General features: G+C 67.0%; 14 protein-coding genes. 10 read left to right on the top strand and 4 right to left on the bottom strand.

The genetic code is table 11. From position 1 onward, the window contains the following. Positions 1-108 precede the first annotated feature (108 nt). Positions 109-1,368 carry an aminotransferase class I/II-fold pyridoxal phosphate-dependent enzyme gene (locus tag B0E52_RS01825; RefSeq protein WP_174575528.1) on the top strand — a complete coding sequence of 420 codons (1,260 nt, stop codon included), beginning with the start codon at positions 109-111 and terminating at the stop codon, positions 1,366-1,368. 28 nt (positions 1,369-1,396) lie between these two features. Here the strand turns inward: B0E52_RS01825 and mpl are convergent, their stop codons facing one another. Both mpl and B0E52_RS01815 read right to left on the bottom strand, forming a co-directional pair. Then, a complete protein-coding gene (gene mpl / locus B0E52_RS01820; protein ID WP_077481180.1) occupies positions 1,397-2,827 on the bottom strand; it encodes a UDP-N-acetylmuramate:L-alanyl-gamma-D-glutamyl-meso-diaminopimelate ligase in 1,431 nt (476 codons plus the stop codon). Positions 2,828-3,021: 194 nt separating this feature from the next. Then, positions 3,022-3,606 (bottom strand): adenylate kinase, encoded by a 585-nt coding sequence (locus B0E52_RS01815; RefSeq protein WP_077481178.1) that lies wholly within the window; start codon positions 3,604-3,606, stop codon positions 3,022-3,024. Positions 3,607-3,761: 155 nt separating this feature from the next. On the opposite strand from B0E52_RS01815, the gene B0E52_RS01810 reads away from it, so the two are divergent. After that, positions 3,762-5,039 carry a 6-phosphofructokinase gene (locus B0E52_RS01810; protein ID WP_077481176.1) on the top strand — a complete coding sequence of 426 codons (1,278 nt, stop codon included), beginning with the start codon at positions 3,762-3,764 and terminating at the stop codon, positions 5,037-5,039. Between the two features lie 43 nt (positions 5,040-5,082). Here B0E52_RS01810 and B0E52_RS01805 read toward each other — a convergent pair whose 3' ends face one another. Continuing rightward, the gene (locus tag B0E52_RS01805) at positions 5,083-5,901 is read right to left on the bottom strand and encodes an isocitrate lyase/phosphoenolpyruvate mutase family protein (protein WP_077481174.1); all 819 of its coding nucleotides are present in this window, start codon (positions 5,899-5,901) and stop codon (positions 5,083-5,085) included. A 184-nt stretch (positions 5,902-6,085) separates the two neighbouring features. Here B0E52_RS01805 and B0E52_RS01800 point away from each other — a divergent pair, with 184 nt between their 5' ends. The 3 genes from B0E52_RS01800 to B0E52_RS01790 all read left to right on the top strand — a co-directional run bounded on the left by B0E52_RS01800 (position 6,086) and on the right by B0E52_RS01790 (position 10,904). After that, positions 6,086-6,445: an RcnB family protein gene (locus tag B0E52_RS01800; RefSeq protein ID WP_077481172.1), complete on the top strand. Its 360-nt coding sequence runs from the start codon at positions 6,086-6,088 to the stop codon at positions 6,443-6,445. Between the two features lie 144 nt (positions 6,446-6,589). Next, positions 6,590-8,647: a sodium-translocating pyrophosphatase gene (locus B0E52_RS01795; RefSeq protein WP_077481170.1), complete on the top strand. Its 2,058-nt coding sequence runs from the start codon at positions 6,590-6,592 to the stop codon at positions 8,645-8,647. 199 nt (positions 8,648-8,846) lie between these two features. Next, positions 8,847-10,904: a prolyl oligopeptidase family serine peptidase gene (locus B0E52_RS01790; RefSeq protein WP_254426668.1), complete on the top strand. Its 2,058-nt coding sequence runs from the start codon at positions 8,847-8,849 to the stop codon at positions 10,902-10,904. 138 nt (positions 10,905-11,042) lie between these two features. On the opposite strand, the gene B0E52_RS01785 is transcribed toward B0E52_RS01790, so the two are convergent. Continuing rightward, positions 11,043-11,966, bottom strand: coding sequence for an RNA polymerase sigma factor (locus B0E52_RS01785; protein ID WP_077481166.1), 924 nt, complete (start codon positions 11,964-11,966; stop codon positions 11,043-11,045). A gap of 308 nt (positions 11,967-12,274) precedes the next feature. On the opposite strand from B0E52_RS01785, the gene B0E52_RS01780 reads away from it, so the two are divergent. From B0E52_RS01780 to B0E52_RS18500, 5 genes are all read left to right on the top strand, one after another. After that, entirely contained in the window at positions 12,275-12,928 is a 654-nt protein-coding gene (locus tag B0E52_RS01780) for a glutathione S-transferase family protein (protein ID WP_077481164.1), read from the top strand. A 491-nt stretch (positions 12,929-13,419) separates the two neighbouring features. Next, positions 13,420-14,136, top strand: coding sequence for a helix-turn-helix domain-containing protein (locus tag B0E52_RS01775; RefSeq protein ID WP_139351548.1), 717 nt, complete (start codon positions 13,420-13,422; stop codon positions 14,134-14,136). Positions 14,137-14,361: 225 nt separating this feature from the next. After that, positions 14,362-17,433 carry a TonB-dependent receptor gene (locus tag B0E52_RS01770; RefSeq protein WP_343124490.1) on the top strand — a complete coding sequence of 1,024 codons (3,072 nt, stop codon included), beginning with the start codon at positions 14,362-14,364 and terminating at the stop codon, positions 17,431-17,433. A gap of 527 nt (positions 17,434-17,960) precedes the next feature. Next, positions 17,961-19,403, top strand: coding sequence for a PLP-dependent aminotransferase family protein (locus tag B0E52_RS01765; protein WP_077481158.1), 1,443 nt, complete (start codon positions 17,961-17,963; stop codon positions 19,401-19,403). Positions 19,404-19,729: 326 nt separating this feature from the next. After that, positions 19,730-20,065: a helix-turn-helix domain-containing protein gene (locus tag B0E52_RS18500; RefSeq protein WP_168174111.1), complete on the top strand. Its 336-nt coding sequence runs from the start codon at positions 19,730-19,732 to the stop codon at positions 20,063-20,065. Positions 20,066-20,127: the final 62 nt, after the last annotated feature.

Below are 20,127 nucleotides of genomic sequence, written 5' to 3'. Positions count from 1 at the left end.
GGGCGATTATGCCCTGCCTCGGAAATGCCCGTGCAAAGCCAGCCGAGCGGCTCGCGCTGCACCGCACCATGCTGCTAGCATCGGCGCAAACCGGCGCTCCGGCCGGCCATGAGGATTCCGGCGTTGGCTTCGATCAGACCCAGCACGCATCTGGCGGACGTGCGTTACGAGATCCGCGGCGCACTTACCCGGCGTGCCCGCGAGCTGGAGGCCGCCGGCCGCGACATCATCAAGCTCAATATCGGCAACCCCGGCCGCTACGGCTTCCAGGCGCCGGCGCACCTGCGCGAGGCGATCGCCGCGCACCTGCCCGAGAGCGAGGCCTACGGCCACGAGCAAGGCCTGGAAGCGGCCCGCGAGGCGATCGCCGCGCAGCAACGCGCCCGCGGCGCGCGCGACGTGGAGGTGGAGCGCATCTTCATCGGCAACGGCGTCAGCGAGCTGATCGACCTCAGCCTGCGCGCCCTGCTGCAGCCCGGCGACGAGGTGCTGCTGCCCAGCCCCGACTACCCGCTGTGGAGCGCCGCCACCATCTTGAACGGCGGCAAGCCGCGCTACTACCGCTGCCTCGCCGAGCACGGCCACCAGCCCGACCCGGACGAGATCGAGGCACTGGTCACATCCCGTACCAGGGCATTGGTGCTGATCAACCCGAACAACCCCACCGGCGCGGTCTATCCGCGCGCGCTGCTGGAGCGCATCGTGGCGGTGGCCGCGCGCCACGGCCTGCTGCTGCTGACCGACGAGATCTACGACGAGATCCTCTACGACGACGCGCCGTTCCAGCCACTGGCGGAAGTCGCCGGCCAGGTGCCCTGCGTCAGCCTTGGGGGCCTCAGCAAGGTGCATCGCGCCTGCGGCTACCGGGTGGGCTGGCTCTCGCTGTCCGGCGACCCCGCGCGCAGCGCCGACTACCGCGATGCGCTGCAATTGCTCGCCGCGCTGCGCCTGTGCGCGAACGTCACCGCGCAGTGGGCGGTGATTCCGGCGCTGGCGGACGCGCCCACCATCACGGCGCTCACCGCGCCGGGCGGGCGGCTGCACGAGGCGCGCCAGGCCGTGCTCGACGGCGTGGCCGCCAGCGCTTATCTCGACGTGGTGGCGCCCGCCGGCGCGCTGTACGCCTTCCCGCAGGTGCGCGCCGACCGCCTGCCCGCGTTCGACGACGAGGCCTTCGCGCTGCGCCTGCTCGAAGAGGAACAGGTGCTGGTGGTGCCCGGCACCAGCTTCAACGTGCCGGCCAGCCGCCACCTGCGCCTCACCCTGCTGCCGCAGCCGGCGCAGCTGAGCGAGGTGTTCGCGCGCATGGAACGGGTGCTGGCGCGCATGGCCGCCGAACAGCCGCATCGCGCCACGGTGGCCGCCTGACATCGCCCCCCATTCGGGGAGAGTAGCGTCAGGCAAGCAGCTCGACGAAGCGCCGCGGCGCGCCCTCGAAGCCGCCGTTGGACATGAACACCACGTGGTCGCCGGGCCGCGTCTGCGCACGCAGCGCCGCCAGCAGCGCATCGACGCCGGGCGCGGTGCTGCCGCGCCCCTGCAGCGCGTCGGTGACACGCTGCGCATCCCACGGCAACTCGGGCCGGTGCAGGAACACCACCGCGTCGGCATCCGCGAGCGAGGGCGCCAGCGCCTCGGCATGCGCCCCGAGCCGCATCGAATTGGAGCGCGGTTCCAGCGCCACCAGGATGCGCGCCCGGCCCACCTTCGCGCGCAAACCGGCCAGCGTGGTGGCGATCGCGGTGGGGTGATGGGCGAAGTCGTCGTAGACGCGCACGCCATGCACCTCGCCGACCAACTCCATGCGCCGCTTCACGCTCTCGAAGCTGGCGAAGGCCGGCAGCAAGGCGCGCGGATCGGCGCCGGCCGCTGTCGCCGCGGCGAGCGCGGCCAGCGCATTCATCACGCTGTGGTTGCCGAGCAACGGCCAATGCACCTCGCCCACCGGCTCGCCCTTGCGCATCACCTTGAACGCGCTGCCGTCGGCTTCGATCAGCTCGGCCTGCCAGTCGCCGCGGCCAATGCCGAACGTCTCCACCGGCGTCCAGCAGCCCATCGCGAGTACCTCGGCGAGGCGCTCGTCGTGTGCGTTGACGATCAGCCGGCCGTTGCCCGGCACGGTGCGCACCAGGTGGTGGAACTGGCGCTGGATCGCCGCCACGTCGGGGAAGATGTCCGCGTGGTCGTATTCGAGGTTGTTGAGGATCGCGATGCGCGGCCTGTAATGCACGAACTTCGAGCGCTTGTCGAAGAACGCGGTGTCGTATTCGTCCGCCTCGATCACGAACGGGGAAAGAAAACCGGGGTCAGAGTCGGTTTTCTGCGGCCTCTGATTTGCACCGAACATTTCAGAAAGCCGACTCTGACCCCGGTTTTCTGCCAGCCGCGCGGACACGCCGAAGTTGCCCGGCACGCCGCCAATCAAAAAACCCGGCGCCATGCCAGCACTCTCAAGCAGGTGCGCGAGCAGGCTGCTGGTGGTGGTCTTGCCGTGAGTGCCGGCCACCGCCAGCACCCCGCGCCCGGCCAGCACCGTCTCGCCCAGCCACTGCGGGCCGGAGACGTAGCGCAGCTGCGCGTCGAGCATGTATTCCACCGCAGGGTTGCCGCGCGTCATCGCGTTGCCCACCACCACCAGATCGGGCGCGGACTCGAGATGTTCGGCCGCATAGCCGTCCATCAGGCGGATGCCCAGCGCTTCGAGCTGGGTGCTCATCGGCGGGTAGACGTTGGCGTCGGAGCCTTCCACTTCCAACCCCAGCTCGCGCGCCAGCGCGGCGACGCCGCCCATGAAGGTGCCGCAGATGCCGAGGATGTGCAGACGCATGGGGGTTCCTTGCAAACCGACTCCCCTCTCCCGCATGCGGACGCGGGGAAGGGCTATGGATGGCCCTGCTTTGAGGAGCGAGGAAGAGGGGTTGGGGAGAGGGGCTTTGGAGCAGCCGCGACACGGGAAGATGGCGCTTCGTCCACTCCTCACCCCAGCCCTCTCCCCGCAGGGGAGAGGGAGATACCCGTGGCTCAGCCGTTCGCGGCCGCCGACTCGGCCTTGAGCGCGGCCTTCACCCGCGCGGTGATTTCGTCCAGCTCGCCCACACCGTCGACCACCTGCAGCTTGCCGCGCTTGGCGTAGAAATCGGCCACCGGCGCGGTCTGCTCGGCGTAGACCTTGAGGCGGTCGCGCACCACGGCCGGGTCGTCGTCCTTGCGATGCTCGGCGGCATAGCGGATCTCGCAGCGGCCGATGATTACCTCGTTCGGCACCTCCAGCTTCACCACCGCGTCCAGCGGCTGGCCGATGCGAGCCAGCAGGTGGTCAAGCGCATCGGCCTGGGCGAGGTTGCGCGGGTAGCCGTCGAGGATGAAGCCGGCTTTCGCGTCGGACTGGGCCAGGCGCTCTTCCAGCATCGCGAGCAGAATGTCGTCGGAAACCAGCTTGCCGGCATCCATCACCGCCTTGGCCTTGAGGCCGGTGGGCGTGCCCGCGGCCACGGCCGCGCGCAGCATGTCGCCGGTGGAGATGTGCGGCACGCCCAAGTCGTTCTTCAGCCGGGTGGCCTGGGTGCCCTTGCCCGAACCGGGCGCACCGAGTAGCACGAGTCGCATATCGCTCCGCAACGGCGACGGACGGCCGCCGATTCCCTGGGAAATGGGTTTCACGGTAGCGTTTGGAGGCCATTGGCGTCAAACAAAAAACACCGCCACGGTACCGACATTCGTCATATCGGCGCGATACTGCGACCTCACGCCAGGAGATCGCCATGCCGACCCGCCGCCCCACCCCCGGCAAGCTGCTGTACGCCCAGTCCGGCGGCGTCACCGCCGTGATCAACGCCACCGCCGCCGGTGTGATCGAAGCGGCTCGCGCCCGCGGCATCCAGGCGTACGCCGCGCGCAACGGCATCCTCGGCGCGCTGCGCGAAGAGTTGATCGACACCGCGAAGGAGTCGAAGGTCGCGATCGCGGCCTTGCGCCATACCCCCGGCGGCGCGTTCGGCAGCTGCCGCTACAAGCTGAAGTCGCTGGAGGCGAACCGCGCGGAATACGAGCGGCTGATCGAGGTGTTCCGCGCCCACGACATCCGCTGGTTCCTCTACAACGGCGGCAACGACTCGGCCGACACCGCGTTGAAGCTCTCGCAGATCGGCAAGGCGCTGGGCTACGACATCCGTTGCATCGGCGTGCCGAAGACGGTGGACAACGACCTCGCCGTCACCGATTGCTGCCCCGGCTTCGGCTCGGTGGCGAAGTACACCGCCGTCTCTACGCTGGAAGCCAGCCTGGACGTGGCCTCGATGGCGTCCACCTCGACCAAGGTGTTCATCCTCGAAGTGATGGGGCGCCACGCCGGCTGGATCGCCGCCGCAGCGGGCCTGGCCGGCGAAGGCGCGGACGCGCCGCCGCACCTGATCCTGTTCCCCGAGAACGTGTTCGACGGGGCCACGTTCCTGGCGAAAGTGAAGGCCACGGTGGAACGCGTGGGCTGGTGCACCGTGGTGGCCTCCGAGGGCATCCGCAATGCCGCGGGCCAGTTCCTCGCCGACGCCGGCACGCGCGACGCCTTCGGCCACGTGCAGCTCGGCGGCGTGGCGCCCACGCTGGCCACGCTGGTGAAGGGCCAGCTCGGCTACAAGGTGCACTGGGCGCTGCCCGACTACCTGCAGCGCTCGGCCCGCCACCTCGCCTCGAAGGTGGACGCCGAGCAGGCCTATGCCGTGGGCAAGGCCGCGGTGGACTGCGCGCTGGCCGGCATGAACGCGGTGATGCCGGTGATCGTGCGCAGCTCCGACGCGCCGTACCGCTGGAAGATCGAGCCGGCGCCGCTGGCGAAGATCGCGAACCGCGAGAAAAAGCTGCCCAAGGGTTTCATCCGCAAGGACGGCTTCGGCATCACCGCCGCCGCGCGCCGCTACCTCGCGCCGCTGATCGCCGGCGAGGCGCCGCCGCCCAACGGCAAGGACGGCCTGCCGGCCTACGTGCAGCTGAAGAACCTGCCGGTGGCGAAGAAGCTGGCGGCATGGTCGCCGGACAAACCCTGACATCGCGCGGCGATGCCGGCACGGCAGACGCTGGACGCGGCGTTCAGAACAAGCCGTCGACCTGCCCGTGCGTGGCGTTGTCGGCAAAACCGTCGAAACGCCCCTCGGCCAAGCCGCGCGCGGCGCGCAGGAAGCCACCCCAGGCCGCGCCCGCCAGCGCACCGCCCACGCTGACCCGGCGCACGCCGAGCTTCGCGAGCTCGGCCAGCGTGAACGGCGCGGCGTAACCCACCAGCACGTTGACCGGCTTCGGCGCCACGGCGCGCACCAGCGCCTCGATCTGCTCGGCACTGCGCAGGCCCGGCGCGTACAGGCAATCCGCGCCGGCTTCGGCGTAGGCCTGCAGACGCTTCAGTGATTCATCCAGCGGATCGGGATGGCCGACCAGGAAACACTCGGCGCGGCCGACCAGCATCACGTCGTGGCCCGAGGCGTCGATCGCCGCGCGTGCGGCGCGCAGGCGCGCCACGGCTTCGTCGAGTTCATACAGCGGCTGCGCGGCGTCGCCGGTGGCGTCCTCGATCGACAGGCCTGCCACGCCGGTGTCGACGCAACGACGCACGTTGTCCGCCAGTTCCCTGAGGTCACGGGCATGGCCGTCCTCGAAGTCGGCGTTCACCGGCAGGTCGGTGGCCGCCACGATCGCGCGGCAGTGCGCGAGCACCGCTTCCAAACCCATCGCGTTGTCGGCATGGGCTTGCGACCACGCGAAGCCCGAGCTGGTGGTCGCCAGCGCCTTGAAGCCTAGCCCCTGCAAGGCCCGGGCGGAGCCGGGATCCCAGGGATTGGGAAGCATGAAGCAGCCACTGGCATGCAGCTGGCGGAAGGCGGCGCGACGCGGCGCGTAGTCGATGGGATGCATCCGCGCAGCCTACTACGCCATGCGCGGCCGCCATGCCGGCCCAATCATCATTGCTGACACGCGACAACCGGGGCGAACCGCTGACTGGCACCTGAAGGCGGCATGCCGTCGACATATCTTTCGTTCAGGCGCAATTTCATACGCTCCATCCACGCCGCCAGTCGGCGCGACCGGAGGAATCGCGATGAAGACCTTGCACAACCTGATGCTCGCCCTGCCCCTGCTCGCCGCCAGCAGTTTGGCGCTGGCCGATCGCGACCACGGCCGCGGTCACGATCGCGGGCACGACCGCCACGGCTGGCAGGAGCGGCGCGGCCATGGGCATCACGATGACCGCCGCCACGTGGTCGTCCGCCACCACGACCATTACCGCCACTGGGAACGCGGCCATCGCTACGGCGGCCCGATCTACGTGGTGCACGACTACGGCCACTACCGCCTGCGTCCGCCGCCGCGCGGCTACGGCTGGGTGCGCGGCAGCAACAGCGACTACCTGCTGGTCGCGCTCGCCACCGGCATCATCCTCGATATCGCCACGCGCTGAACCCGTGCCGTGACGACGAAGGCCGCGCGGCCTTCGTGTTTCGGCAGGACGTTGCGCCGCACAACAGGATACGCGCCGGGCTCTGCCTATACTCCCCGTGACCGCCCGCTCCGGACGGCCATTACATCTCATGGGGAGGCTCCGATGCTGCAGCAGTATGGCTGGTGGATCGTGCTCGCGTGTGCAGTGGTGGCAGTGTTGTATGGCGCGATCTCCGCGCGTTGGGTGCTGGCGCAGTCGCCGGGCAATGCACGCATGCAGGAGATCGCCGCGGCGATCCAGGAGGGTGCCCGCGCCTATCTCAACCGCCAGTACGGCACGATCGCCCTGGTCGGCGTGGTGCTGTTCCTGCTGATCGGCTTCTTCCTCTCCTGGCCCACCGCAGTGGGCTTTTTGATCGGCGCGGTGCTGTCCGGCGCGGCCGGCTACATCGGCATGAACGTGTCGGTGCGCGCGAACGTGCGCACCGCCGAGGCGGCACGGCAAGGTCTCTCGGCCGCGATGAACGTGGCGTTCCGCGGCGGCGCGATCACCGGCATGCTGGTGGTGGGCCTGGCACTGCTGGGCGTGGCCGGCTACTGGCTGATCCTCAACCGCATGGGCATCACCAGCGAGGCCGCGCTGCATGCGCTGGTCGGGCTGGCGTTCGGCAGCTCGCTGATCTCGATCTTCGCGCGCCTGGGTGGCGGCATCTTCACCAAGGGCGCCGACGTGGGCGCCGACCTGGTGGGCAAGGTCGAGGCCGGCATTCCCGAGGACGACCCGCGCAACCCCGCGGTGATCGCCGACAACGTGGGCGACAACGTGGGCGATTGCGCGGGCATGGCGGCCGACCTGTTCGAGACCTACGCGGTGACCGTGATCGCCACCATGCTGCTGGGTGGCCTCACCCTGAGCAACGCCGGCGCCGACGCCGTGCTGTACCCGCTGCTGCTGGGCGCGGTGTCGATCATCGCCTCGATCATCGGCACGCTGTTCGTGCGGGTGGGCGCGGGCGGCTCGATCATGGGTGCGCTGTACAAGGGCGTGATCGTCTCGGCGGTGCTGGCCGCGATTGCGTTCTATCCGATCACCATGCGGCTGATGGCGAGCTTCGACGGCGGCGCACTGAACCTGTGGTTCTGTTCGCTGATCGGGCTGGCGCTGACCGGCGCCATCGTGTGGATCACCGAGTACTACACCGGCACCGACTACAAACCGGTGCAGCACATCGCGCAGGCCTCGACCACCGGCCACGGCACCAACATCATCGCCGGCCTCGGCATCTCGATGAAGGCCACCGCGTGGCCGGTACTCGCGATCTGCGTGGCGATCTGGGGCGCGTTCACGCTGGGCGGCCTGTACGGCATCGCGATCGCGGCGACCGCGATGCTGTCGATGGCCGGCATGATCGTGGCGCTGGACGCCTACGGCCCGATCACCGACAACGCCGGCGGCATCGCCGAGATGGCCGACCTGCCGCCGGAAGTGCGCGGCGTCACCGATCCGCTGGACGCGGTCGGCAACACCACCAAGGCGGTGACCAAGGGCTACGCGATCGGCTCGGCCGCGCTGGCCGCACTCGTGCTGTTCGCCGACTACACGCACAACCTCGACGTCTCCGCGCAGATGAAGGCCGCCGCCAGCGGCGGCGTGGCGCAGACGCTGAGCTTCGACCTGTCCGACCACATGGTGATCATCGGCCTGCTGATCGGCGGCCTGATCCCCTACCTGTTCGGCGCGATGGCGATGGAGGCCGTGGGCCGCGCCGCGGGCGCGGTGGTGGAGGAAGTGCGACGCCAGTTCCGCGACATCGCCGGCATCATGCAGGGCACCGCCAAGCCGGACTACTCGCGCGCGGTCGACATGCTCACCAAGTCGGCGATCCGCGAGATGATCGTGCCCTCGCTGCTGCCGGTGATCGTGCCGATCGTGGTCGGCCTGCTGCTGGGGCCGAAGGCGTTGGGCGGCGTGCTGATCGGCACCATCGTCACCGGCCTGTTCGTGGCGATCTCGATGACCACCGGCGGCGGCGCCTGGGACAACGCGAAGAAGTACATCGAGGACGGCCACCACGGCGGCAAGGGTTCGGAAGCGCACAAGGCCGCGGTCACCGGCGACACCGTGGGCGATCCGTACAAGGACACCGCCGGCCCCGCGGTGAACCCGCTGATCAAGATCATCAACATCGTGGCGCTGCTGATCATTCCGCTGCTGCACTGAGCGACGCAGGCTTCGACGACAGGCCCCGCATGCGGGGCCTGTCGCTTTTCGGGCAGGCCTGACTTTAGCCACAGGCACGGCCAGCCAGCGACGGCCACACTCGACCTTCCCGGCGATTTGTCACACGACAAGGACTCCGCGCATGACTTCCGAGACCTCCCTCTGGCTGGCGCTTGCGCTGGGCATCACACTGGGCGGCATGAATGCCACCCATGCCGCCGAACCGCCCGCCGCCAGCGACGATCCCTACCTGTGGCTGGAAGCCACCCACGGTGCGCGCGCGATGGACTGGGTGAAGCAGCAGAACGCGATCACCGAAAAGGACTTCGCCAGCACGCCCGCGTTCGAGCACACCCGCAAGCAGATCCTCGAAGTGCTCGATTCCGATGCGCGCATCCCCTATGTGCGCCGCATGGGTGACTGGCTCTACAACTTCTGGCAGGACCAGGCGCACCCGCGCGGCCTCTGGCGTCGCACCACGCTGGCCGAATACCGCAAGGCCACCCCGAAGTGGGAAACCGTGCTGGACGTGGACGCGCTGAACAAGACCGAGGGCAAGCGCTGGGTGTGGAAGGGCGCGCAATGCCTGAAGCCGGCCTACGCACGCTGCCTGCTCTCGCTGTCGCCCGACGGCGGCGACGCGGTGGCGGTGCGCGAGTTCGACATCCCCACGAAGTCCTTCGTGCAGGGCGGTTTCGAGCTGCCGATCGCCAAGACCCAGGTGGGCTGGATCGACCAGGACCATCTCTACGTGGGCACCGACTTCGGCCCGGGCTCGATGACGGCGTCCAGCTATCCGCGCATCGCCAAGGAATGGACGCGCGGCACGCCGCTTGCCGCCGCCACCACGGTGTACGAGGGCAAGGCCAGCGACCTCGCGGTGAGCGCCTTCCACGACCGCACACCCGGCTTCGAGCGCGACTTCGTGCAGGTCGCCACCGACTTCTTCCATAGCGAGACTTACCTGCGTAAGGACGGCAAGCTGGTGAAGCTCGACATCCCCACCGACGCCAACGCCGACGCGCACCGCGAATGGCTGCTGGTGCAGCTGCGCTCGCCGTGGACGGTGGGCGGCACCACCTGGCCCAACGGCGCGCTGATCGCAATGAAGTTCGACGACTTCATGGCCGGCAAGCGCGCGTTCACCGCGCTGTTCAAGCCCGACGCGCACACCGCGCTCTCCACGTACGCGTGGACGCAACACCACTTGATCCTCGACGTGCTGGACGACGTGAAGAGCAAGCTGGAAGTGCTGACGCCCGTCACCACCGGCGACTGGCAGCGCGCCGCGATGCCCGGCGCGCCAGCGATGAGCACGGTCAGCGTGGTCGACACCGACCCCGACCACAGCGACGAATACTGGCTCAGCGTCACCGGCTTCCTCACCCCGTCCTCGCTGGAACGCGGCGTGCTGGGCGAAGGCGCGGCCCGGACGATCAAGCACGAGCCGGCCTTCTTCGATGCCTCGAAATTCAGCGTGAGCCAGCACTTCGTCACCTCGAAGGACGGCACCCGCGTGCCCTACTTCGAGATCGCGCCGAAGGACATGAAACTCGACGGCAAGAACCGCACACTGCTCTACGGCTACGGCGGTTTCGAGGTTTCGCTGCAGCCGTTCTACAGTGGCAGCATCGGTCGCGCCTGGCTGGAACGCGGCGGCGTCTACGTGATCGCCAACATCCGCGGCGGCGGCGAATACGGCCCGGCCTGGCACCAGGCCGCGCTGCAGGCCAACCGGCCCAAGGCCTACCAGGACTTTGCCGCGGTGGCCGAGGACTTGGTGAAGCGTCGCGTCACCTCCGCGCAGCACCTCGGCGCCGAGGGCGGCAGCAACGGCGGCCTGCTGATGGGCAACATGCTCACCCAGTACCCGCAGCTGTTCGGCGCGATCGCCTGCGAAGTGCCGCTGCTCGACATGAAGCGCTACATCCACCTCGACGCCGGCGCCTCGTGGATCGCCGAATACGGCAACCCCGACGACCCGAAGCAGTGGGCCTTCATCAAGACCTTCTCGCCCTACCAGAACCTGCACAAGGAAACGCATTACCCGCCGGTGCTGTTCTACACCACCACCAGCGACGACCGCGTGGGCCCCGCGCAGGCGCGCAAGATGGCCGCGAAGATGGAAGGCATGGATATCCCGAACGTGTGGTTCTACGAGAACCTGGAAGGCGGCCACGGCGCCGGCGCGGACAACAAGCAGTCCGCGCACATGCACGCGATGGTCTACGACTTCCTGTGGGACAAGCTGCAGTAAGACGCTGAACTTTGCAGTGCACGCGGGCCGGCCTTGTGCCGGCTCGGTGTCCGTGAATTTTCAAATCCGCCGATTTGAAGCCTCCTCGCGGCGAGAAAACGCATCAGCGAGCTCCACGCGCCCATTGACACGGCGGAACTAGATCGACGCCCGCAGCCGCTCCACGACGACGATCTGCGCGCCCTCCAGCGCGTAGCGCGCGTAACGGAAGTCGCGAATCGCGGCGACCTCGTTGCCGCTCCACTCGAGCACCACGAAATACAAGGGTGCGCCATCCCTGTCGTCGGGGTCGAATGCGAGCAGCGCAGGGTTGCGGTCCACGAAGCCCAACCCGAGTTGCCAGCCGTTCAAGCGGTTGTAGTTCTCGAAGTAGTTGGAAACCCGCGCCTTGCCGTTCGCCTGCATGCGGTTCACCAGGTTGAGCTTGACCTCGTCCGCCAGCATGTCTCGCACTGCGTCGAAATTCCGCGCATTGAAGTGGGAAGCGTAAGTGGTCAGCAGACGACGTTCGCGCGCATCGAGCACGGGCACGGGCACGGGCACGTCGTCCGGTGCATTGGCGAGCTCCTTCAGGCGGGCACGACCCCGCTGCAACGCCGATTTGACCGCCGGCACCGTGCTGTTGGTGAAGTTCGAGACTTCGTCCAGGGAGTAGCCCAGCACGTCCTTGAAGATCACGGTGCTGCGCTGCATTGGCGGCAGCCGCGCGAAGATCCGGAAACCCACGAGCGCGGCGTCGAAGGCGTCGATGCGGGCGGAATGGTCGACGATCATGTCCAGTTCCTCATCCACGTGGCGCGCGTCCTCGCGGGTGCGCCGCCGCAAGAAGTCGATCGCGGTGTTGTGGGTCACCCGGATCAGCCAGCGCTCCAGCAAGGAGAAGTTGTCGATATCCGGCGGCGAATCGAGCACCTTCACCACCGTCTCCTGCACCACGTCGTCGCCATCCACCGCCGAACCGGTCATGCGCGCTGCGTAGCGATGCAGCCGCGGCCGTATTTCGGCCAGCATCCGATCGAGCAGCTGGCGTCGTGCGTGGGTGGAAGCAGGGGTGTCGGTCATGGAGCCGGTTGATCCTTGACAGTGGGTCGCAGTGATTTCGCGACTGTCGCGATTATGCGCCGGACGGCGTCATCCCCATCGGCGACACGCCCCTTTTCATCAAGACGTTCTGGGCCGCGCAAAAGAATCGGACCGGCGACGAATTCCGGCCGCCCATCAGTCCAGGCTGGTGTGAGGCCGGCAAATCACCCCGCACCGATTCCTTTCGTCTGGCTGGTTCGTTCTCTCGGGGAGACCCGCCGAATGCACGGCGGAATACACGCCGGATACGACCGGCGCCAATGGCGGTTCGGACGAGGAGGAACGAGATGCAAAAGATTGCCGTATGGGGTTTCAGCTGGGTGCCGCCTTTCGCCCAGGGACTGGTGCGGGACCTGCGGGTGCGCTGGGCACTGGAGGAGGCTGGGCTCGCCTACGAAAGCCGTTGGATCGGCATCGACGAACGCAACTCGGCGGCACACCGCAGCCGACATCCGTTCGGGATGGTGCCTGCCTTCGAATCGGGTGACCAGACCCAGTTCGAAACAGGCGCCATCATCTACATGCTCGCCGAGCGATGCGAAGCACTCATGCCCGCCGATTTGCGCTTCGAAACGCTCACCTGGATGTTCGCCGCACTCAATTCGGTCGAGCCGCCGTTGTGGAATCTTTTCGTGCTGGACAAGCTGCGCGGCGACGAGGAGTGGGCGAAGCTGCGGCGCGCCGGGGCGGTCGAGGAGGTCGAGGCGCGGCTGGCCGCGCTTTCCGACTGGCTCGACGGCCGCATCCATCTGCTCGGCTCGTTCACGGCCGCCGACATCTTGATGACAACGGTGCTGCGGTTCATCCGGCACACCGATCTGGTCGCTGGATATCCGGTGGTCGACGCCTACGTCAAACGCTGCGAATCGCGGCCGGCATTCAAGGCCGCCTTGCAGAACCAGTTATCCGGCTACGCACGGCACGAGCCAGTCGCCGCCTGATCGAAAAAGGAACCCGCAGAGGGGAAGCGGGCGAACAAATACGTCGCCGGAATGGAGCGCATCCATTCCCGGCATGGCCTTGGTCGTCACATGGCCGTCGCGTGTCGTCGTCAAGCACGACCGCGATGGCCGAACCATGCGCATGACACCCTCCACCACCCTGTGGCCGCGTCCCATATCAGTCCCGCCTCACGCGCCAAGCTGGCCCGAGAGGAGGCTTCTCCATGTCACCGCCACGGTGTTGCTTGTTCTCCCCGCGGTATTCGCCCGCGGCTCGCAACATTCTCCGAATGGCTTTGACGATTTCGCGCGAATTGGTTGTGTATCGCATCGCCGCGCATACCTACGCTGCTCGCCGGACGCTTTCGTAACGAATAGTTGACGGCGACATCAACGATTCGTCTGCGCGGACGTCTGGTTCGCCTGGGAGCCTCCCCAGCCCCAGGCGAATCCCTTCTCCACCTTTTCCCCGCTCGCCGGAGCAACGACCCATGTCCACGCTGGCCGCAATGCCTCATGGGGATCCGTCTCGCTGCATTGCAGGAAGCGGCGACGCAGCGGATTTCCAGAGCGACCCGTCCCACACGCGCATTGCGTTTCTCGAACGCCCGTCGCGCGGATCTGGAACGGTGCGCGACGGAGTCATGGATGGCGTGCGCATGGCTTCGTCGCAAGCGCCTGCGGACACCGCGCTCGGCTTGTCCGCGCGCATCCAATGGCTGATCCGGACCGAAGGCAGCGCCAGCGCCATCGCGCGGAGCTGTGGCGTATCCGAAGGCACGGTACGCAACTGGCGCGATGGCCACAGCGACATGTCACGCGAGCGTTGCGTGATTCTCGCACAGGCACTCGGTATCTCGCTGCTCTGGCTGGTTTCCGGCGAAGGGGCCATGCGCGTGGAGACGCCCTCTGCCGTCGCCATGACACACACTGCCGCCCCGGTTCGTGCCGACGCCATCGAGCCCACACCGCAAGCCGGCATGCCAGCGGTCGATGCGCGCCGGCTCGCTTCCGCATTGCGCCTGCTGCAGTCGTACATCGGCCTGGCCGGCGGTTCGCTGGATCCGTCGCAGCGTGCCGACGTGCTGGTCGAACTCTACGAACTGCTGGGACGCGCCAGCGAGCCAGGGCATGCCGAACGCCTGATCGCTTTCCACGCCACGCTCGGCAACCTCCTGCGCGGCAATCGCCGCACCCTCATCGCGTGATCGAGCGTGGCGCAGAAGCGCGATCGATTCCGCGCCGCCGGCACCGACCGATTCCGGAAAACATCGGCATGGCCATCCAGAAAACGACGTAAATCGCCACAAGCATCCGCATTTCATGCGGTCAGGGTTCGCTGGGGCGAATCCGGTTTCACATCTCACTGAGAGGGGAGTTGCATGAACAGCAGTACGCACGTTGCAAATCGTCGTCACAGCCGAAAGCCGGCCTTGACCGCCTTGAGCCTGGCCATGGCCGCCACCTTGTATGGCCTCGGCGCGACCAACCCGGTTCACGCGCAGGCCACGACCGGCAGCATCTTCGGAACCGCGCCCGTGGCGACCGGCGAAACCGTGATCGCGAAAAGCGCCTCGGGCGTCACGCGCGAGGTGGCGGTCGGCGCGGACGGCCGCTACGCCATCAAGTCCTTGCCGGTGGGCACCTACACCGTGACCCTGCGCAACGGCGGCCAGACGATCGCCACGCACGACAGCGTGGCAGTCAGTGTCGCCACTGGCATCGAGGTGCCATTCACTGCGGCCGCCATCACGACCAATGCCCAGAACCTGAGCGCCGTGCGCGTGGTCGCCAACGCGTTGCCGTCGATCGACGTGTCCAGCGTCAACTCCAGCACCATCATCACCGCCGCCGACCTGCAGAAGCTGCCGGTGGCGCGAAATGCCGAATCCATTGCCTTGCTGGCGCCCGGCACGGTCGCGGGCAGCAGCTTCTTCATGGGCCCAGGCAACAAGACGCTGGTCGCATTCGGCGGTTCGTCGGTGACCGAGAACGCCTACTACGTCAACGGCTACAACACCGGTGAGCCCTACAAGAACCTCGGCGGTTTCCAGCTGCCCTACGGTGCGATCGACCAGCAGGAGACGCTCACCGGCGGCTACAGCGCCAAGTACGGCCGCTCCGACGGCGGCGTGATCAACCAGCTCGGCAAGCGTGGCACCAACGACTGGCACTTCGGTGGCCAGGTGGTCTGGCAGCCGCGGTTCCTCGAATCGAACCCGGTAAACAACTACTACAACAGCCACCCGGTGATTCCCGCGCCGATCGGTCCGGTCACCTACCAGCTGGAAAACCCAAGACAGCCGGGCACGCTGAACCAGTACCGCGCCGACAACAAGGAGTGGCAGACGATCTACTCGGCCTACGTGGGCGGCCCGCTGATCAAGGACAAGCTGTTCCTGTTCCTGGCGGCCGAAACCACCAGGACGCATTCCACCAACGTGGAGTTCGCCGCCAACCAGCTCGTCCAATACAACCAGGACAAGGACAACAAGTTCTACGGCAAGCTGGACTGGAACATCACCGACAACAACGTCCTCGAGCTGACGGCGCTCAAGAACAATTCCAGCATCGGCGCCGGTACGACCTACTCGTTCGACACCGACACGCTGAAGTCGGGGCCTTTCGTCACGAACAACGATGTCACCAAGGACAACGCCCAGTTCTACCTCGGCCACTTCACCAGCTACATCACCGACAACGCCACGCTGAGCATCCTGTACGGCAAGGCGCGCTTCCAGGATCCGGTCGTTTACGGCAACCACAGCCCACTGCCGCTCATTGACCGCGCGGACCGCCAGGACCCGGCCCTGCTGCCGCCGGGCACGGGGTCGAACGGCATCGTCAACAGCCAAGTCAACGCCAACTGGACCTCGGCCCAAGCCGCCAACGGTACCCATGGCCTGCGCGTCGACTTCGACTACAAGCTGGGCGACCACGACCTGTCCGTCGGCATCGACAACATGAGCTACAAGGCCCGCAACCAGGGCCCGGATCAGCAGAATCCGTTCAACCCGTCGCTGAACTACTTCTGGCGCTACTACCCGGGCGATATCGTGAAGAAGCGCGAGCTCGGCTGGGTCACCAGCATGACGATGACGCAGAAGGCGTACTACCTGCAGGACGCCTGGCAGGTCACGCCGAACTTGCTGCTGAACGTGGGCGTGCGCAACGACCACTTCACCAACTACAACGATCTGGGCAAGGCCTTCGTCGACGAGAAGAACCAGTGGGAACCGCGCCTCGGCGTGAGCTGGGACGTGTTCGGCGACTCCTCGTTCAAGGTCTACGGCAATGCGGGCCGCTACTACCTCGCGCTGCCGGACAACGCGGCCGAACGCGCGGCAAACCGCTCGACCTATATCGTCACCACCTACAACTACACCGGCATCGATCCGACCACCGGCATACCGACCGGCCTGACCCAGATCGGCAAACCGACTTCGCCCGACGGCGAGTTCGGCCTGCCCAAGGACCCGCAGCAGGTCACCGCGCGCAACCTGAAGCCGGAATACGTGGACGAGTTCATCGTCGGCTTCGACAAGAAGCTGGACGACCACTGGGTCTATGGTGCCAAGGCGATGTGGCGCGACCTGAAGACCGCGATCGACGACGAGTGTTCGCCGGGGCAGATCGCCACCAAGATGCAGGCCATGGGTGTGAATCCGGCCCTCACAGCGCCCGGCGGCCCCTACTACGACTCGCTGTACGGCGCTTCGTACTGCCGCCTGATCAATCCGGGCCTGACCAACAACATGCTGGTCGCTTCCAGCGACAGCAGCCATCCGAACATGCTCGTGCCGATGACCATGAAGGACTGGGGCTACCAGCAGGGCGTGATCCGCAAGATCGGTTCGCTGGACCTCTACCTCGAGCATCCGTTCGACGGCAAGTGGTACGGTCGCGCCGACTACACCTTCAGCCGTGGCTTCGGCAACACCGAAGGCCAGGTGCGCAGCGACTTCGGCCAGGCCGACGTCTCCAAGACCGAGGACTGGGATTCCTGGCAACTGATGGACGGCCAGAACGGCGAACTGAGCAACATCCGCAAGCACCAGTTCCGTTTCCGCGGCGCCTACCAGATCACGCCGGAATGGCTGGTCTCCGCCGTCCTGCTGGTGCAGTCCGGCTTCCCGAAGGAATGCCTGGGCTACTACGGACCCTCGGGCACCGGCGATCCCACCGGTTACAACCTCGGCGGCGCCGGCAACTACCACTGGTGCCACGGGGTGCGCATCCCGCCCGGCTCCGTCGGCCATACGCCGTGGACGGAGCTGCTCAACCTCGGCGTCCACTACATGCCGGCGTTCGCCGACCACAAGTTGGGCATCAACCTGGACATCTTCAACGCGCTGAACCAGCAGCGGGCCATCCAGACCCAGCCCGTCGGTGAAGCCGCCTACGACAGTGCCACCAACATCATCTCGATCAACAACAGCTACGGCCAGGGCATCTTCTGGAATCCGCCGCGCACCGTGCGGCTTTCCGTGACCTACGACTACTGAGCCGTCGCGGCACCAGCCCGGCCGGTGATCGGCCGGGCGCGATGCTGACCAGACGCCGGCGTCCGCCACGGACGCCGGCGTCGCTTTCGATGCGGGACCGATGTCGTGAAAAGCTCGCGCTGTTCGCGCGATGGCTGCCGGGCGTCACGTCCAGCGGAGTCCTCGCGGCGCCTGTGCTTGCGCGGGCGTTCGGATTCCCGGCATCGACCACCGGTTCAACTCGCTGCCGCCAGCCTGCGCGGCAAGCGGGTGCGGTCGATTTCCGGGCGTGCTCCCGCATCGACTGCGTGTGCGCGTTGCCGCATGTCGAACGGCTGCACGAGAACTGCAAGGGCAGCGGCCTGGCGGTGGGTGTGCATTCGATGAAATTCGACTTCGGGCACGACCTGGCCAGCGTGCAGGCCGCTATCGCAAGAACGTGCGACGCCATGGGTTACGCAAGTGTTGCCGTACTCCGACCGTTGTGCGCAAACTCTTGCCGCAGTCGAACCTCCACCCTCCGACTCCCCATCCGAGAGTGCGCTTGCATGTTCCTCGACCTGGACGGCGACGGCCCCCAGTACGCACAACTGACCCGCGCGCTGAAGGGCGCCATCCTCGATGGTCGCATGGCCGCGGGCGCGCGCCTACCGCCCACGCGCGAACTGGCGCAGGAGCTCGAGGTGTCGCGCACCACCGTGCTGGCCGCCTACGAACAGCTGCGCGCGGAAGGTTTCATCAACGGTCGCGTCGGTTCGGGCAGCTACGTGACCCGCCTGCAGATCGCGCCGGCCTTGCAACCCGCCGATGGCGAGACTGTTCCTCCCGCTTCGCGCTACGCGGAACGTGCCCGGCGGCTGCGGAACCGCGGCATCGCGGGCATGCATCACGGCCTGCGCTACGACTTGCTGTACGGCGATCCGGTGACCAATCCCGCGCTGAACGCCGCGTGGGGGCGCGAACTGTCGCGCGCCGCCGCCTACTCGCCGCTCAAGGTGACCAGCTCGTGGGGCTTGCCGGCGCTGCGCCAGCAGATCTGCGACTACCTGGCGCGCCGACGCGGCGTGCAGGCGCGCCCGGAGAACCTGCTGATCGTCACCGGCACCCAGCAAGCCTATGCGTTGTGCGCGCGCGCGCTGCTCGACGAGGGCGACACCGTGGTACTGGAGGAGCCGCACTACTTCGGCGCCCATCACGTCCTCGACGCGCACGGCGCGAACTTTCTCCCGGTGCGCACCGACGACGACGGCCTGATCTGCAGTGACTTGCCGGACGTGCCCCCGAAACTGATCAGCGTGACGCCCTCGCACCAGTTCCCCACCGGCGCGGTGATGTCGCTGCCACGCCGGCTCGAACTGCTGCGCTACGCCGCCAGCAAGCACTGCTGGATCGTCGAGGACGACTACGACGGCGAGCTGCGCTACGACGGCCACCCGCTGGCCGCGCTGCGCTCGCTCGACGAGAGCGACCGCGTGATCTACGTGGGCACCTTCTCCAAGACCTTGTTCGGCGCGTTGCGCCTCGGCTACATGGTGCTGCCGACGGCGCTGTGCAACGACTTCAACACCGCCAAGTACCTCATCGACATGTCGTCCCCCGGCATCGAGCAGGCGGCGCTGGCGCACTTCATGGAAAGCGGCGGTTTCGAGCGGCACCTGCGCCATGCGCGCAGGGAACTGAAGACCCGCCGCGAGGCGTTGATCGAAGGCCTGCGCCGCCACGCCGGCGACCGCGTGCAGATCGTGCATTCGCCGGCCGGCATGCACGTGGTGGCATGGCTGAACGGTTACGACCACGCGCGCGCCGAGGCGCTGATAGCATACGCACACGACCGCGGACTCGGCCTGCACCCGATCGCGCCGCATTACCTCGCTCCGCCGTCCCGGCCCGGCCTGCTGCTCGGCTACTGCAACCTGTCGACCACCGAATTGCGCGAGGCGATGCGGCTCTTCGGCGAGTGTCTGGCCGCCGTCCCGGCCGCGGCAGGCTGAGCCATTCAATCAGTCTGCCGCTCCATTCCATTGGCGATGGCATGCCCCGGACCTTGCCCTTGCTGTGTCGCAGGCGCCACACCATTCCACCACGGCGCCTCCTACGGCAACTGCAGCGTCAGCGCGCAACTCCGGACTTCCGGACCGACAAGACATGCATCTGGTTTCGCGCGACATGCAAACCGGCATGCTCCCGAATCGATGCCTGGAATACTGCGGCAAGCGCTTGTTGCAGCACTGGGTTGGTGCGCTTGACGGCAAGAGGGTGGTGGCAGAGCATCGCTGCATATGCCTCGTTCTGGGGTCTACTTGGCGTTAGGGGCCACATGACAGTCGGCGAACGCGTCAAACAAAAGCGAACCGAACTTGGCTGGACTCGCCAACGTCTAGCCAAAGAAACCGGAATCCCCGTATCGACTCTGGCCACCCTGGAATATGGCGATAGCCGCACTTCAAGATCAGTCGTAACTATTGCTGCAGCTCTTGGAGTGAGTCCGTCGTGGCTCAACGACGGGTCCAGCACAGCAGATCTTGCTGTTACACCCAACACGCTGACACCAGATGAACGTCGCTTATTGTTTCTCTATCGTGCGCTACTGTCGGCAGACAAAAAAGTTGCTGTTCGTATCATTCGCGGGCTTGTTGCTGGTAGTGAGCCCTAATCATTCGTTCAAGGCGGACGGCTTCGCCGCCGCTTAACTCAAGCGTTAGGCATCAGATGGGC

Source organism: Rhodanobacter sp. C06, from assembly GCF_002001105.1.
Classification (GTDB): domain Bacteria; phylum Pseudomonadota; class Gammaproteobacteria; order Xanthomonadales; family Rhodanobacteraceae; genus Rhodanobacter_A.
Note: the sequence above shows the minus strand (reverse complement) of the source record. Positions and strands in the feature narration are given on the sequence as shown.